The organism is Pseudomonas sp. QL9 (assembly GCF_041409665.1).
Classification (GTDB): Bacteria; Pseudomonadota; Gammaproteobacteria; order Pseudomonadales; family Pseudomonadaceae; genus Pseudomonas; species Pseudomonas knackmussii.
This window is the reverse complement of record NZ_CP166971.1, coordinates 4204009-4220989: the sequence shown is the minus strand read 5'-3', so window position 1 is coordinate 4220989 and position 16981 is coordinate 4204009. Positions and strand designations below refer to the sequence as shown.

The 16981-nt window shown below is 60.2% G+C and carries 6 protein-coding genes and 1 pseudogene; 3 read left to right on the top strand and 4 right to left on the bottom strand.

Features of this window, described 5'->3' with window-relative positions:
* Positions 1–72: 72 nt before the first annotated feature.
* The 3 genes from ACA097_RS19745 to ACA097_RS19735 all read right to left on the bottom strand — a co-directional run bounded on the left by ACA097_RS19745 (position 73) and on the right by ACA097_RS19735 (position 14255).
* Entirely contained in the window at positions 73–11028 is a 10956-nt protein-coding gene (locus ACA097_RS19745; RefSeq protein WP_371365427.1) for an Ig-like domain-containing protein, read from the bottom strand.
* 321 nt (positions 11029–11349) lie between these two features.
* Complete coding sequence (locus ACA097_RS19740) at positions 11350–12555, bottom strand: EAL domain-containing protein (RefSeq protein ID WP_371365425.1); 1206 nt, start codon at positions 12553–12555, stop codon at positions 11350–11352.
* A gap of 62 nt (positions 12556–12617) precedes the next feature.
* Positions 12618–14255, bottom strand: coding sequence for a TolC family protein (locus tag ACA097_RS19735; protein WP_371365423.1), 1638 nt, complete (start codon positions 14253–14255; stop codon positions 12618–12620).
* Positions 14256–14578: 323 nt separating this feature from the next.
* Between ACA097_RS19735 and ACA097_RS19730 the strand changes: the two genes are divergently transcribed.
* From ACA097_RS19730 to ACA097_RS19720, 3 genes are all read left to right on the top strand, one after another.
* Complete coding sequence (locus ACA097_RS19730; protein ID WP_371365421.1) at positions 14579–14953, top strand: transposase; 375 nt, start codon at positions 14579–14581, stop codon at positions 14951–14953.
* 145 nt (positions 14954–15098) lie between these two features.
* Positions 15099–15341 carry a hypothetical protein gene (locus ACA097_RS19725; RefSeq protein ID WP_371370594.1) on the top strand — a complete coding sequence of 81 codons (243 nt, stop codon included), beginning with the start codon at positions 15099–15101 and terminating at the stop codon, positions 15339–15341.
* Between the two features lie 43 nt (positions 15342–15384).
* Positions 15385–15831 (top strand): VENN motif pre-toxin domain-containing protein, encoded by a 447-nt coding sequence (locus ACA097_RS19720; RefSeq protein WP_371370544.1) that lies wholly within the window; start codon positions 15385–15387, stop codon positions 15829–15831.
* Here ACA097_RS19720 and ACA097_RS19715 read toward each other — a convergent pair.
* A pseudogene (locus ACA097_RS19715) lies at positions 15719–16627 on the bottom strand (hemagglutinin repeat-containing protein); the annotation flags it as partial. The gene ACA097_RS19720 and the pseudogene ACA097_RS19715 overlap by 113 nt on opposite strands.
* Positions 16628–16981: the final 354 nt, after the last annotated feature.

Below are 16981 nucleotides of genomic sequence, written 5' to 3'. Positions count from 1 at the left end.
CATCTCATGCCGGGGGTAAGGCTCCGCGCGGGGCTGGATCTCCAGCCTGCGCTGTTGAAGTTATCGACTCAATCAGACGAGGTTGATGGAAACACCCTGCTGGACTAGCAATTCGGCATCCGCAAGGGAGTGCTGGTAGATGGCATAAGTCACGCCGTGCACCGTCACGTCAGTGGCCTTCGCCCAATCCGTCGAGTCCGAACCGTCGCCTATCAAGTCTTCCAGGGTGACGGTGTCTGAGGCATCTCCCTTTACCAACAGTTGGATATACCCGCTGTCATGGAACAAGTCCTTGCCACCATGAGCCAGAACGTCGTCCACGGTGAGCGTGAGGTTGCTGCCGCCCGTTTCGCTATCGGCAATCTCGAAATCTGAATGCGTCTCAGCGTTCGTGATCAGGTCGACCACGGACTCCGTTTCGCTCAGCTCCGACGTTTGGATCTTTTCACTATGCATCATGCTGCGAACGACCGGCGCCGACTCAATGACGATCTCCCACGGCATGGACAACTCGCTTCGATTGCCGACCGGATCGATCGCCACCGCGTACAACAGATCCCAACCTTCAGGCATCGCACTCGCCGGCGTGAAGGACCAGTTGCCATCGGCATCGGCCTTGGTGCTGCCGATCAGCGTTTCGCCCATATCGCCCCAGATTTCCACCGTCGCATGTGCTTCAGCGGTTCCTGCGAACGTCGGCCGGTTGTCGTCGGTCGTCTCGCCGTTTTCCAGCGCACCAGTGACGCTGCCCACGCTATCGGTGACTTGCGTGATGACAGGAGGGCTGGGCTGCACAGAGTCCACTTCGATGCGGTAAGGATCGGAGAGCTCACTGGTGTGTCCCATCGCGTCGGTCGCATCGACCGTGAAATTGTGCCACCCAGTCGACAGGTCCCACGGAAGCGTATAGCTCCAGTTGCCAGCAGCATCGGCTTGGGTTTCGCCGTTCCTAGCACCGTTGAGGTAAATAGTCACAGTGCTATTAGCCTCCGCCGTACCCCTCAACTGCGGACGCACATCATCGGTCACGCCGTTATGGCCTACGTCACCGGTTACGAGGTTCGCATCGTCAATCACCTGAATAATCAACGGTTTGGCCGGCGCCATGCTGTCAATGGTGATGATGTACTCTTCCGACGGCTCGGACTCGTTGCCGGCCGGATCGGTGACCACGACCTCGAACACGTGCTCGCCATCTTCCAGCGCCTCTTCAGGCGTGAAGACCCAGGTGCCATCTTCGCCCACCACTACTTCGCCAATGACATTGCCATTGTCGATGATGGTGACGCTTCCACCCGGCTCGCCCTCACCCGACAGGGTCGGCTGGTTGTCGTCGGTGACTTCACCATTGCCCACCGGGCCGGTGATCTCACCCACGTTGTCTTCGACACCACCGATGCCCGGCTGCTGCGGAGCAATGGTGTCGATAACGACCACGTATGCATCCGAAGGCTCGGACACATTGCCGGCCTTGTCTTCGCTGACCACGGTGAAGCTGTGCTCGCCGTTGTTCAGCGGAGTGGTCGGGGTGAAGCTCCAGTTACCGTTGGCATCGGCCACAACTTCGCCCAGCAGGCTGCCGTTGTCATAGATGCTAATGGTGCTTCCAGCCTCTGCTTTACCTGCCAGAGTCGGAGTGGTGTCGTCAGTCGACTGGCCATTGCTCAGTACGCCCTGAACACTACCCACGTCGTCGCTGATCGAGTCGATCGACGGCTTGACCGGGGCGCTCAGGTCTACGGTGAGGTCGAAGATCGCGGTCTTCTCGCTCTCGCCCTTAGCTTCGGTGGTCACACTTGCAGTAAAGCTGTGCAGACCTTCGCTCAGCTCAACAGGCGGGGTGAAGCTCCACTTGCCATCAGCGCCAACCACGGTCTCGCCCAGCAGGGTTGCGCCGTCATAGATCTTGACGGTGCCGCCCACTGTGGCCTTGCCGTAAAGGGTCGGGGTCGCGTCATCGGTCACGCCGCCCTTGGCAACTACACCTTGGACTTCACCAACGTTGTCGCTGACGCCTTCGATAGTGACTTCCACTGCCGCAGTATCAACGGTGAAGTCGATCGGATCGGACTTCTCGCTGACGTTGCCAGCCGGGTCAATCACTTCGTAGTTCAGGCTGTGCTCGCCATCGACCAGCGGAGTGGACGGAGTGAAGCTCCAGTTGCCTTCGCTGTCGGTCGGCACGCGGCCAACTTCCTGGCCGTTGTCATAGATGACAACGACGGCGCCCGGCTCAGCCGTACCTTCGAAGGTCGGGGTGTTGTCGTCGGTGACGGTACCATCAACGATCTCGCCCTGGATCTGTCCCACATCGTCGAGCAGATCAGCAGCTGTATCACCCGGGGTCACCGGGGCAACGGTGTCGACCACGATCGGGTACGCACCGGTTTCCGGGCTCACGTTGCCTACCGAGTTGGTCGCGGTGGCGGTGATGTTGTGCAGACCATCGCTCAGATCGGCAGACGGCGTGAAGTTCCAGTCACCTTTGGCATCAGCCAGAACGGTGCCCGCAAGCGCGCCATCGATGTACACGGAGACGGTCACACCCGGCTGCGCGGTACCCACAATGGTCGGACGCGCGTCATCGGTGACGCTGTTCTTCTGCACGTTGCCCTGAATCGAGCCCACATCGTCCATGACCGCGGTGATCGCCGGCGCAGTCGGCCGTGCGTCGCTCACGACGACCAGGTCGAACTGGTTGGACGGTGCGCTGACATTGCCAGCAGCATCGATAGCCTCGACAGTCAGCTGATGGTCACCGCTGCTCAGCGGCAGGGTCGGCTCGAAGCTCCACTGGCCGTTCTCGTCCGCTTGCACACGACCAATCTCGACGCCCTTGTCCTTGATCACCACGATGCTGCCGGCTTCGGCAGTACCGCTGATGGTCGGCTTGGCATCATCGGTTTCGTCACCGGAGGTCAGATTACCGGTCAGGTTGCCCTGATCATCGAACACGCTGTCGATAGTCGGGATCGACGGCATCGCGGTGTCAACAATGACCACGTACTCTTCCGACGGCTCGGACACATTGCCAGCCGGATCGGTGACCACGACCTCGAACACGTGCTCGCCATCTTCCAGCGCCTCTTCAGGCGTGAAGACCCAGGTGCCATCTTCGCCCACCACTACTTCGCCAATGACATTGCCATTGTCGATGATGGTGACGCTTCCACCCGGCTCGCCCTCACCCGACAGGGTCGGCTGGTTGTCGTCGGTGACTTCACCATTGCCCACCGGGCCGGTGATCTCACCCACGTTGTCTTCGACACCACCGATGCCCGGCTGCTGCGGAGCAATGGTGTCGATAACGACCACGTATGCATCCGAAGGCTCGGACACATTGCCGGCCTTGTCTTCGCTGACCACGGTGAAGCTGTGCTCGCCGTTGTTCAGCGGAGTGGTCGGGGTGAAGCTCCAGTTACCGTTGGCATCGGCCACAACTTCGCCCAGCAGGCTGCCGTTGTCATAGATGCTAATGGTGCTTCCAGCCTCTGCTTTACCTGCCAGAGTCGGAGTGGTGTCGTCAGTCGACTGGCCATTGCTCAGTACGCCCTGAACACTACCCACGTCGTCGCTGATCGAGTCGATCGACGGCTTGACCGGGGCGCTCAGGTCTACGGTGAGGTCGAAGATCGCGGTCTTCTCGCTCTCGCCCTTAGCTTCGGTGGTCACACTTGCAGTAAAGCTGTGCAGACCTTCGCTCAGCTCAACAGGCGGGGTGAAGCTCCACTTGCCATCAGCGCCAACCACGGTCTCGCCCAGCAGGGTTGCGCCGTCATAGATCTTGACGGTGCCGCCCACTGTGGCCTTGCCGTAAAGGGTCGGGGTCGCGTCATCGGTCACGCCGCCCTTGGCAACTACACCTTGGACTTCACCAACGTTGTCGCTGACGCCTTCGATAGTGACTTCCACTGCCGCAGTATCAACGGTGAAGTCGATCGGATCGGACTTCTCGCTGACGTTGCCAGCCGGGTCAATCACTTCGTAGTTCAGGCTGTGCTCGCCATCGACCAGCGGAGTGGACGGAGTGAAGCTCCAGTTGCCTTCGCTGTCGGTCGGCACGCGGCCAACTTCCTGGCCGTTGTCATAGATGACAACGACGGCGCCCGGCTCAGCCGTACCTTCGAAGGTCGGGGTGTTGTCGTCGGTGACGGTACCATCAACGATCTCGCCCTGGATCTGTCCCACATCGTCGAGCAGATCAGCAGCTGTATCACCCGGGGTCACCGGGGCAACGGTGTCGACCACGATCGGGTACGCACCGGTTTCCGGGCTCACGTTGCCTACCGAGTTGGTCGCGGTGGCGGTGATGTTGTGCAGACCATCGCTCAGATCGGCAGACGGCGTGAAGTTCCAGTCACCTTTGGCATCAGCCAGAACGGTGCCCGCAAGCGCGCCATCGATGTACACGGAGACGGTCACACCCGGCTGCGCGGTACCCACAATGGTCGGACGCGCGTCATCGGTGACGCTGTTCTTCTGCACGTTGCCCTGAATCGAGCCCACATCGTCCATGACCGCGGTGATCGCCGGCGCAGTCGGCCGTGCGTCGCTCACGACGACCAGGTCGAACTGGTTGGACGGTGCGCTGACATTGCCAGCAGCATCGATAGCCTCGACAGTCAGCTGATGGTCACCGCTGCTCAGCGGCAGGGTCGGCTCGAAGCTCCACTGGCCGTTCTCGTCCGCTTGCACACGACCAATCTCGACGCCCTTGTCCTTGATCACCACGATGCTGCCGGCTTCGGCAGTACCGCTGATGGTCGGCTTGGCATCATCGGTTTCGTCACCGGAGGTCAGATTACCGGTCAGGTTGCCCTGATCATCGAACACGCTGTCGATAGTCGGGATCGACGGCATCGCGGTGTCAACAATGACCACGTACTCTTCCGACGGCTCGGACACATTGCCAGCCGGATCGGTGACCACGACCTCGAACACGTGCTCGCCATCTTCCAGCGCCTCTTCAGGCGTGAAGACCCAGGTGCCATCTTCGCCCACCACTACTTCGCCAATGACATTGCCATTGTCGATGATGGTGACGCTTCCACCCGGCTCGCCCTCACCCGACAGGGTCGGCTGGTTGTCGTCGGTGACTTCACCATTGCCCACCGGGCCGGTGATCTCACCCACGTTGTCTTCGACACCACCGATGCCCGGCTGCTGCGGAGCAATGGTGTCGATAACGACCACGTATGCATCCGAAGGCTCGGACACATTGCCGGCCTTGTCTTCGCTGACCACGGTGAAGCTGTGCTCGCCGTTGTTCAGCGGAGTGGTCGGGGTGAAGCTCCAGTTACCGTTGGCATCGGCCACAACTTCGCCCAGCAGGCTGCCGTTGTCATAGATGCTAATGGTGCTTCCAGCCTCTGCTTTACCTGCCAGAGTCGGAGTGGTGTCGTCAGTCGACTGGCCATTGCTCAGTACGCCCTGAACACTACCCACGTCGTCGCTGATCGAGTCGATCGACGGCTTGACCGGGGCGCTCAGGTCTACGGTGAGGTCGAAGATCGCGGTCTTCTCGCTCTCGCCCTTAGCTTCGGTGGTCACACTTGCAGTAAAGCTGTGCAGACCTTCGCTCAGCTCAACAGGCGGGGTGAAGCTCCACTTGCCATCAGCGCCAACCACGGTCTCGCCCAGCAGGGTTGCGCCGTCATAGATCTTGACGGTGCCGCCCACTGTGGCCTTGCCGTAAAGGGTCGGGGTCGCGTCATCGGTCACGCCGCCCTTGGCAACTACACCTTGGACTTCACCAACGTTGTCGCTGACGCCTTCGATAGTGACTTCCACTGCCGCAGTATCAACGGTGAAGTCGATCGGATCGGACTTCTCGCTGACGTTGCCAGCCGGGTCAATCACTTCGTAGTTCAGGCTGTGCTCGCCATCGACCAGCGGAGTGGACGGAGTGAAGCTCCAGTTGCCTTCGCTGTCGGTCGGCACGCGGCCAACTTCCTGGCCGTTGTCATAGATGACAACGACGGCGCCCGGCTCAGCCGTACCTTCGAAGGTCGGGGTGTTGTCGTCGGTGACGGTACCATCAACGATCTCGCCCTGGATCTGTCCCACATCGTCGAGCAGATCAGCAGCTGTATCACCCGGGGTCACCGGGGCAACGGTGTCGACCACGATCGGGTACGCACCGGTTTCCGGGCTCACGTTGCCTACCGAGTTGGTCGCGGTGGCGGTGATGTTGTGCAGACCATCGCTCAGATCGGCAGACGGCGTGAAGTTCCAGTCACCTTTGGCATCAGCCAGAACGGTGCCCGCAAGCGCGCCATCGATGTACACGGAGACGGTCACACCCGGCTGCGCGGTACCCACAATGGTCGGACGCGCGTCATCGGTGACGCTGTTCTTCTGCACGTTGCCCTGAATCGAGCCCACATCGTCCATGACCGCGGTGATCGCCGGCGCAGTCGGCCGTGCGTCGCTCACGACGACCAGGTCGAACTGGTTGGACGGTGCGCTGACATTGCCAGCAGCATCGATAGCCTCGACAGTCAGCTGATGGTCACCGCTGCTCAGCGGCAGGGTCGGCTCGAAGCTCCACTGGCCGTTCTCGTCCGCTTGCACACGACCAATCTCGACGCCCTTGTCCTTGATCACCACGATGCTGCCGGCTTCGGCAGTACCGCTGATGGTCGGCTTGGCATCATCGGTTTCGTCACCGGAGGTCAGATTACCGGTCAGGTTGCCCTGATCATCGAACACGCTGTCGATAGTCGGGATCGACGGCATCGCGGTGTCAACAATGACCACGTACTCTTCCGACGGCTCGGACACATTGCCAGCCGGATCGGTGACCACGACCTCGAACACGTGCTCGCCATCTTCCAGCGCCTCTTCAGGCGTGAAGACCCAGGTGCCATCTTCGCCCACCACTACTTCGCCAATGACATTGCCATTGTCGATGATGGTGACGCTTCCACCCGGCTCGCCCTCACCCGACAGGGTCGGCTGGTTGTCGTCGGTGACTTCACCATTGCCCACCGGGCCGGTGATCTCACCCACGTTGTCTTCGACACCACCGATGCCCGGCTGCTGCGGAGCAATGGTGTCGATAACGACCACGTATGCATCCGAAGGCTCGGACACATTGCCGGCCTTGTCTTCGCTGACCACGGTGAAGCTGTGCTCGCCGTTGTTCAGCGGAGTGGTCGGGGTGAAGCTCCAGTTACCGTTGGCATCGGCCACAACTTCGCCCAGCAGGCTGCCGTTGTCATAGATGCTAATGGTGCTTCCAGCCTCTGCTTTACCTGCCAGAGTCGGAGTGGTGTCGTCAGTCGACTGGCCATTGCTCAGTACGCCCTGAACACTACCCACGTCGTCGCTGATCGAGTCGATCGACGGCTTGACCGGGGCGCTCAGGTCTACGGTGAGGTCGAAGATCGCGGTCTTCTCGCTCTCGCCCTTAGCTTCGGTGGTCACACTTGCAGTAAAGCTGTGCAGACCTTCGCTCAGCTCAACAGGCGGGGTGAAGCTCCACTTGCCATCAGCGCCAACCACGGTCTCGCCCAGCAGGGTTGCGCCGTCATAGATCTTGACGGTGCCGCCCACTGTGGCCTTGCCGTAAAGGGTCGGGGTCGCGTCATCGGTCACGCCGCCCTTGGCAACTACACCTTGGACTTCACCAACGTTGTCGCTGACGCCTTCGATAGTGACTTCCACTGCCGCAGTATCAACGGTGAAGTCGATCGGATCGGACTTCTCGCTGACGTTGCCAGCCGGGTCAATCACTTCGTAGTTCAGGCTGTGCTCGCCATCGACCAGCGGAGTGGACGGAGTGAAGCTCCAGTTGCCTTCGCTGTCGGTCGGCACGCGGCCAACTTCCTGGCCGTTGTCATAGATGACAACGACGGCGCCCGGCTCAGCCGTACCTTCGAAGGTCGGGGTGTTGTCGTCGGTGACGGTACCATCAACGATCTCGCCCTGGATCTGTCCCACATCGTCGAGCAGATCAGCAGCTGTATCACCCGGGGTCACCGGGGCAACGGTGTCGACCACGATCGGGTACGCACCGGTTTCCGGGCTCACGTTGCCTACCGAGTTGGTCGCGGTGGCGGTGATGTTGTGCAGACCATCGCTCAGATCGGCAGACGGCGTGAAGTTCCAGTCACCTTTGGCATCAGCCAGAACGGTGCCCGCAAGCGCGCCATCGATGTACACGGAGACGGTCACACCCGGCTGCGCGGTACCCACAATGGTCGGACGCGCGTCATCGGTGACGCTGTTCTTCTGCACGTTGCCCTGAATCGAGCCCACATCGTCCATGACCGCGGTGATCGCCGGCGCAGTCGGCCGTGCGTCGCTCACGACGACCAGGTCGAACTGGTTGGACGGTGCGCTGACATTGCCAGCAGCATCGATAGCCTCGACAGTCAGCTGATGGTCACCGCTGCTCAGCGGCAGGGTCGGCTCGAAGCTCCACTGGCCGTTCTCGTCCGCTTGCACACGACCAATCTCGACGCCCTTGTCCTTGATCACCACGATGCTGCCGGCTTCGGCAGTACCGCTGATGGTCGGCTTGGCATCATCGGTTTCGTCACCGGAGGTCAGATTACCGGTCAGGTTGCCCTGATCATCGAACACGCTGTCGATAGTCGGGATCGACGGCATCGCGGTGTCAACAATGACCACGTACTCTTCCGACGGCTCGGACTCGTTGCCGGCCGGATCGGTGACCACGACCTCGAACACGTGCTCGCCATCTTCCAGCGCCTCTTCAGGCGTGAAGACCCAGGTGCCATCTTCGCCCACCACTACTTCGCCAATGACATTGCCATTGTCGATGATGGTGACGCTTCCACCCGGCTCGCCCTCACCCGACAGGGTCGGCTGGTTGTCGTCGGTGCTTTCGCCGCTGTCTACCGGACCAGTGATCTCACCCACGTTGTCTTCGACACCGCCGATGCTCGGCTTCTCCGGAGCAACGGTGTCAACAATGACCACGTACTCTTCCGACGGCTCGGACACATTGCCAGCCGGATCGGTGACCACGACCTCGAACACGTGCTCGCCATCTTCCAGCGCCTCTTCAGGCGTGAACGACCAGGTGCCATCTTCACCCACAACCGCTTCGCCAATGACATTGCCATTGTCGATGATGGTAACGGTGTCACCCGGCTCACCCTCACCGGACAGAGTCGGCTGGTTGTCGTCGGTGCTTTCGCCGCTGTCTACCGGACCAGTGATCTCACCCACGTTGTCTTCGACACCGCCGATGCTCGGCTTCTCCGGAGCAACGGTGTCAACAATGACCACGTACTCTTCCGACGGCTCGGACACATTGCCAGCCGGATCGGTGACCACGACCTCGAACACGTGCTCGCCATCTTCCAGCGCCTCTTCAGGCGTGAAGACCCAGGTGCCATCTTCGCCCACCACTACTTCGCCAATGACATTGCCATTGTCGATGATGGTGACGCTTCCACCCGGCTCGCCCTCACCCGACAGGGTCGGCTGGTTGTCGTCGGTGACTTCACCATTGCCCACCGGGCCGGTGATCTCACCCACGTTGTCTTCGACACCGCCGATGCTCGGCTTCTCCGGAGCAACGGTGTCAACAATGACCACGTACTCTTCCGACGGCTCGGACACATTGCCAGCCGGATCGGTGACCACGACCTCGAACACGTGCTCGCCATCTTCCAGCGCCTCTTCAGGCGTGAACGACCAGGTGCCATCTTCACCCACAACCGCTTCGCCAATGACATTGCCATTGTCGATGATGGTAACGGTGTCACCCGGCTCACCCTCACCGAACAGAGTCGGCTGGTTGTCGTCGGTGCTTTCGCCGCTGTCTACCGGACCAGTGATCTCACCCACGTTGTCTTCGACATCGCCGATGCTCGGCTTCTCCGGAGCAACGGTGTCAACAATGACCACGTACTCTTCCGACGGCTCGGACACATTGCCGGCCTTGTCTTCGCTGATCACGGTGAAACTGTGCTCGCCGTTGTTCAGCGGAGTGGTCGGGGTGAAGCTCCAGTTACCGTTGGCATCGGCCACAACCTCACCCAGCAGGCTGCCGTTGTCGTAGATGCTAATGGTGCTTCCAGCCTCTGCTTTACCCGCCAGAGTCGGAGTGGTGTCATCGGTAGACTGGCCATTGCTCAGTACGCCCTGAACGCTGCCCACGTCGTCACTGATCGAGTCGATCGACGGCTTAGCCGGGGCGGTGGTGTCAACGGTGATGACAGTGGGAGGTGACGGCTCGCTGAAGTTACCGTCCGGATCCTCAACCACCACCACTAGCTCATGCTCACCGTCTTCCAGCTCGACCTCGGGAGTGAAAGTCCAATTTCCATCATCGTCGACGACCACCTCACCAATCACATTACCGTTGTCGATAATGATGATCTTATCGCCAGGCTCCTGACCGCCACCGCTGAGGACCGGGCGGCCGTCGTCGGTAACATCACCACTACTGAGTTCACCTTGAATGGTGCCTTGTCCATCAAAGACGCTACCGATCCCATTGTTCCCCGGTGGAGTTCGGTCGACCGCCCCCTTACCACTATGGTCCTTACCACCCTTGTCATGCCCCAACGCCCAGGCGCTGCCGGCAAGCCCCAACGCCCCCAGCCCCAGCAATGCAGTGGGCAGAACACCACCAGCCAACATAGCCAAACTAGCCAAGCCGGCCAACTCTGCACCTCCCAAGGCCAGCGGCGAGGATCGACCATCCATCAAGAAGGCGACGGCACTGTCGTCATCGCCATCAACTGCAACGTACTCATGGTAGGAAGAGTCTTCAGCCATACCGATCAACTGGCCTTCGTACTCGTAGAAATCTTCGATAATCAGCTGCGGCTGATCCGGGTCGAAGCCCTCAAGCGCCACATGAAGGTCTTTACCGACGCGCTTGACAGTAATATTCTCGGGCGCAAAGTCCTTACCCGCCTCGGCAAGGATGTATTTGCCACCTTTAATGGCCTTGACACGAACTGGGTCACGTGGCTTGGCATTTGGTAGATCCAAGCTCAATATGACTTTATTACCGTCAACGACGGAAACGCTTACGCGCATTGCTCTAGCACCTGAAGTTACATGTTGGACTCACCGACCTCTCGTCGCCGGCGCATGGAGATAGGAGCCCAAGCCGATCAAACACGGACCCCTAAACTCGGAAAGTATGCTTTTCCGATCGATAGACGAGACATAGGAACTGTCCCAAAAGGACTGCGCGATCTGAGCGACGCAATATTTGGAGGCACAGGACCGTAAGGCCCACCACCTGCCGGGGGGGGGCGAGGCCAAAGAGGCCTAAAAATGCAGTGGAAGGATCGCTGGCTCAGAGAGCTCTGCGAGCCAGAACAAAGGCGTAGCAGGACGCTCGGCAGATAGGATTCAAACCTGCCAGCACGCCGCGCGCGCGCCCTTGAATAGCCAGGCCATAAGGTCGACGCAGGACATTGGCCGGGCGTAGTAGTAGCCCTGACCTACATCACACCCCATCGCCTTCAGGCAATTCAGCTGCTCTTCGGACTCGATCCCTTCGGCGACGACCGCCATGTTGAGATCGTGAGCCAATTTCAAGGCGCTGCTGACCACTACCCGGCAGCGATCGTGCTGCACCATATTGCGAATAAATCCTGCATCCAGCTTGATTTCAGTGAACGGCATCCGACATAAGCGCTCAAGTGACGAATACCCAATACCGAAGTCATCGATAGATAATCCGCAGCCCATCATGCGCAAGCGCACCATGTTTTCCAGACTAGCTGCAGGCACCTCAATCAATGCCGCCTCGGTCAACTCAAACATGAGCCCGGATGCTGAAAGCCCATGTCGCTCCAGAGCAGCACGAATGCAGCTCACTAGACCGTGATCGGCCATCTGGGACGCATCAAGATTGAATGCCATGCGGAAACACCGCCCATTTGACCGGATCAACCGCAGCATAGCCAATCCCTGGTCCAACAACCCGGCAAACATCACATCGAGCAAGCCATTGCGCGCGATAAGAGGCAAGAACGCACCGGGCGAAAGCACACTCCCATCATCACGAACCCAACGCACCAGCACCTCAGCACCGTTGCTCTCGCCGCTCTCCAAATGCACCTTTGGCTGAAAGTAGGCCCGGAACTCCTGACGCCTAAGCCCCACCAGAATCTCTTCCAGCGAAGGCCGCCTCAGACGATCAAGAACCATCTCATCTACAGACTTCGCACAGGACTGATAGCCCTCCAGCACAGCCCTGAGGCGCGCCAGCCGAAGGGGCTTCTCGATACTTCCCAGCAATTGAAATCCCTGCAGAAGCAGAATGCGCTCCACCACCTCAAGTAAATCTGGCGCCAGTTCGCTTACGATGACAACAGCACGAACCAAACCCTCTTCACCCGCCTTGCGCAGGAACATCAGGCCATCCATTCCAATCATACGTAGATCACAGAGGGCAACGTCCACCGCGCCACCAGCGCGGAGCTGCGCCAGCGCCTCGACACCATCGGATGCTTGCAGAACATCCCAATATCCGATCTGCTGCAGCGCCCGCACCGTCACCACTCGCTGAAAGGCATGATCCTCTAGCACCAGAAAACGCAGCTCAGTCATTTGCGACCCCCTCACGCCAAAGCCAAGGCGCCCGCTGGCATGTCAGCCAACTGCAATTCGCCCTACTGCCGCCCCACACCGAGCCAGCGCAATAGCGTGCCAGAGCTGGCATACTGCCGCATAACAGCCCCATAACCGTCGAAGCGGTTAACGATCTCGCTCACCTGGTTGTTGTAGTGATCCGCCTCCGCGATAAGAACATCCAGCAGCGTACGACGCCCCAGGTGATACCACTGTTCGTAGAATGCGCTACGAACCTTGTCCGTCTCCAACGAAAGTCCACGATAGAGTTCGGCACGATCGATAAACGCCTGCGCATCCTGGCTCGCTGCCCGAACACGGTACTCAAGATCCTGCACCTGCTGCTCGGTATTTTGCCGGCCAGCTTCGGCGCGTTCCCGAGCAGCCCTTTCCGCAGCACGACTGGAACCACCTCGGAAGGCGCTCCAGGATATGTTCAAACTCGTCTGCCAGGGGGACTCACGCCCGTAAAGATCCTCCCCCGTGCTTTTGCTGATTGTCCAATTCAACTGAGGCAGTGACGCCGAGCGCACCACCTCAGCCTCCAGATCAGCGGACCTTGCCTGCGCCTGTGCCTGCCGAACCACCGGATGTACGACTGATTCTGCCAGCAGCAAATCCAATTCTGGCAGTCGCAATTGCCAATAGGTCGAACGAGGTAACGCCGGCAAGGGGCTGTCGCCAACCATCTTGCGCAAGCTGATCTCGATATCGCGAACTTTGGACTCCGCCGCGCTGCGCGAAGCCTCTGCATTAAGTAAACGAGCACGCGCCTGGGTCAACTCACTAACCCGACCGGTATCGACCACAACGATCCCCTGAAGCATCTTCACCAACTCCGCCATACGATCTACGTACTTTTGGCTAATATCGACGATAATGCGCTGCTTACCCAGTTCGATGAGGTTGGACGTCACATCGAAGGCTGACGCCTCAAGTTCCGCCTCGAGAGCCGAGCCAGCCGCCGAGGCCAGGAACGAACGGCTCTCGATGGTCTTTCGGATACGCCCCCAGTCGAATATTGGCGTATTAATACCGACGCTAAGCGCTTGCCCATTGGCCTCACTACGATGCCCGGAACCGAACTCCATCGATTTGCTCTGCGTGGAAATATCGATCTGGGGTAGCCGCTGCCCTTTTGCCTCATCGATATCCGCTTGTGACGCTGATTGCTCAGCCAGCGCACGCCTCACAGCAGGACTGCGCTCGGCCGCCTTCTGTACTACCCGAAGAAAGATCTCCCGCAACTCCACCTCAGAGTGCGAGAGCGGCTCACCAGTGACGATTGTGCCGCGCGCCCGGCCGTAGGCCAGTGCGGAAACCGCCGGCACCCCACCAGATACAGCGCCATCCACAGAAGCCCTTTCAAGTACCAACTCGGGGGCAGCAGTCTTCTGAACCGGTAACGGAGGCACACTGCTGCGTACGTCTTGCACGATTCGCGCGGAAGGAGACTGAGCGGCATTGGCGCCAATCTCCAACTGCGCACCAACAGCCTGAGATGCAGGCTTGCCGACACTGGCCGAAGACCTCTTCTCGACTTTTTGCAATGCCTCCCCAGCAACACTATTGGAGCTAAATAGCCCAATGAAAGCCAATGCGATGGCTGAAATGGCATAGAACGACTTCCCTATCGCGACTCCTTCATCGAGCGTATTTCTTCGCCGAAGATTGCTCATACTCACCTCAACAAAACCACCCCACGCACAGGAAGGGAGGCATAACATTTCACAACGCAGCGCAAGCCCCAGGGCCTGCCAGACTTTAAGTCCCCCTCGACACTGCCGGACGACCTTGATCGCGCCCTGACCTCCTCGGTCTTGGCACACAAACAATTTTGCTGAGCAGGCAGGACACCATGAACAAGACTTGTCCCAAAAGCCGAGCCGCACGCCCCAAGCTCAGGGAAACGTACAAGCTTGTCTCACGCGGCATCGAAGACTTAAGGAATTGGATGCTGTGGTATGTCCCGGACTGAGTGGACACCGACTTATGGTGGATAATGTCCATCGCAAGGGATGTTCATGACCTAGACCAAACGAGTTTTCCCGAATCCTTCAAACGCGAGGCGGTAGTCCAGGTGCTTGCTGGTATACCGCTTCGTTATGTGGCACAGACACTGGGCATCGCCGAAAGTCTGCTGGGCAAATGGAAGCGCCAATACGAGCAGCAAGGTGACGATGCTTTTCCGGGTAACGGCAAGCAGCGTGGCGAGAGTGCGGAGCTGCGTCGGCTACGCCAGCAATTGGCTCACGTTTTAATAAACCGCCTCCCCGGCACTCCGCGACCCATTGGGTTAGAAACACGCCCACTACACTGCCCCCGCTGGACAGCGGTCGTCGGCTTTTGGGAGGCTCCGTCCCCGTCAAAAAGCTGAATCGCACCGGGTTTCGTGGAGGTCTCAACTCTTGAGAAGATGAGGCCATGAAAAAGACTACGACCTACTCTCCCGAAGTCCGCGAACGTGCTGTGCGCATGGTTCTGGAACACCTGACGTACTGCTGGGCAAGCTCCGGCGGCAGTTGCGCGTTGATCGGCACCACCGTCTGCACCCCGCTGGCACCGACGCCGGTGTTGGCGGTCTGCTGGCGGCCAACGTCTACCACCCGGAAAACCGCAGCCTGCGCCAATGGCTGAGCAACGAAGTGGTGCCACTGCTACGCGACGCGCAAGAGCAACCCCCCTATCTGCCCCGCCGACGCTTCAGCCAGGCACTGGGCCGCGAGTTGGGGCTGCTGGATTGGCAAGGCTCCCTACCTAGCTAGTGCCATCCATGAATATGCCGGTAAAGATGAGTCGGCCCGTGTGATGGCGCACGCCGTAATAGGAGCGTTGGTTGCTTCTGCGCAGGGGAATTCGTCGGCTGCAGGTGCTGTTGGTGGTTCGATCGCTGCGGTAGGCACCTCTTACATCATGCAGGCCTTGTATCACACGGCCAATCCAGATGAGTTGAACGAGAGCCAGAAGCAGACTGTATCTGCGCTTGCTGCATTGGCCAGTGGCATAGCCGGCGGCTTGGCAGGGGGAGATTCCAGCGGTCTGGTCGCAGGGGCTCAGGCAGGTAAGAACGCTTCTGAAAACAATGACATGGGATGGTTCCCGGTGGATCCTGGATATGGGGCCTCGGTGACGAGCCTTGGGACTCAGATGATCCAGAGTGGCGCTTCTCGTTCGCCGCCGAGGCCAGGGTCACGTCGCGGCCCGCGCTCAGTAGCGCGTCGCGGCCGGCGTTCAGTTGGCTGGCCACGGCCGTGAGGTCGCGGCCGGCGTTGATGTCGAGGTCGCGCCCGGCGCTGACTTGCGCGCCCAGTTGCTGGACGCTCTGGCTCGCAGAGCGGCTGCCGTTGACCTGCCCCTGGACCACCTGCACCGAGGCGATGTTGACGTCGCGACCGGCGCTCATCGCCAGGTCGCCGCGGCTTTGCAGCACGCCGCCGAGGTTGCTGATGTCGCGGCCGGCGCTGATGTCCAGGTGCCCTGCCGCTTCGATGCGCGCCGCGCTGTCGGCGAAGCTCGCCGTCCAGCTGCGGTTGCCCTGGGCGCTGTCGATGCGGGTGACGCTGCGTTCGTTGAGCACATCGCCGGTCAGCGCCGTGAGGCTCACGTCGCGGCCGCTGATGATGCCGCCGGCGCTGTTGCGGATGCTGTCCAGGGCCAGCAGGTCCAGGCGGTTGCCCGCTTCGACCAGGCCGCTGTTGCTGAGGTTGCTCGCCGTGGCGCTGAGGTTGTTGCTCGCGCGCAGGGTGCCGGCGTTGTTCAGTTCGCCGCCGCTGATCAGGCTCACGTCCTGGCCCTGGATGAGCGCGCCGTTGGGCGCCAGGCGGTTGTTGCTCTGCGCCAGGTAGAGCACCGGCACCAGCACCTTCTCGCCGTTCACCACCGCCTCTTCCATCCACACGATGTCGTGCGTCAGCGCCGCCACCTGCTCGGCCGAAAGGCCAACGCCCAGGCTCAGCTGCAGCTTGTCCTTGTAGGCGATGGCGTTGTCCATCAGGTGCTTGAACAACGCCTCGTCGCTGGCCATGCCGTCGATGAAGCGCTGGCCGGTGCGAGGCGCAGGAAGGCCAATCGGAGCAGCCGAGAAATAAACTCGCTGCCCACTTGCGCTTACGCGCCCGGAAGTTTCCTACACTGCGTCGGCGTTGCGGTCCTACACGCCTCTTGCGTAGTTTTCGCCCGCCGCGATTTTCGCGGTCAGGTGTGGAAACCTGCAGTTAAGAAAGCGCGGTAGCAGAGAAGGTCCGGCTGTAACAAGCCGGATCGGCTCTGGCTGTCTATGGCAAACCGTGCAAGGCGGACTTCGGTCCGACCGGTGCCTATACACACCCGGTTTTCCACCCTTGCACGGTCCGCCTCCCTACTCTCGGCAATCCCGGTGGCGGCTTATTGGATGCAGCAAGGAGCG

Coding starts and splice junctions, on each gene's coding strand:
- ACA097_RS19745 (WP_371365427.1), bottom strand. CDS start 11,028: ATGCGCGTAAGCGTTTCCGTCGTTGACGGTAATAAAGTCATATTGAGC.
- ACA097_RS19740 (WP_371365425.1), bottom strand. CDS start 12,555: ATGACTGAGCTGCGTTTTCTGGTGCTAGAGGATCATGCCTTTCAGCGA.
- ACA097_RS19735 (WP_371365423.1), bottom strand. CDS start 14,255: ATGAGCAATCTTCGGCGAAGAAATACGCTCGATGAAGGAGTCGCGATA.
- ACA097_RS19730 (WP_371365421.1), top strand. CDS start 14,579: ATGTCCATCGCAAGGGATGTTCATGACCTAGACCAAACGAGTTTTCCC.
- ACA097_RS19720 (WP_371370544.1), top strand. CDS start 15,385: ATGGCGCACGCCGTAATAGGAGCGTTGGTTGCTTCTGCGCAGGGGAAT.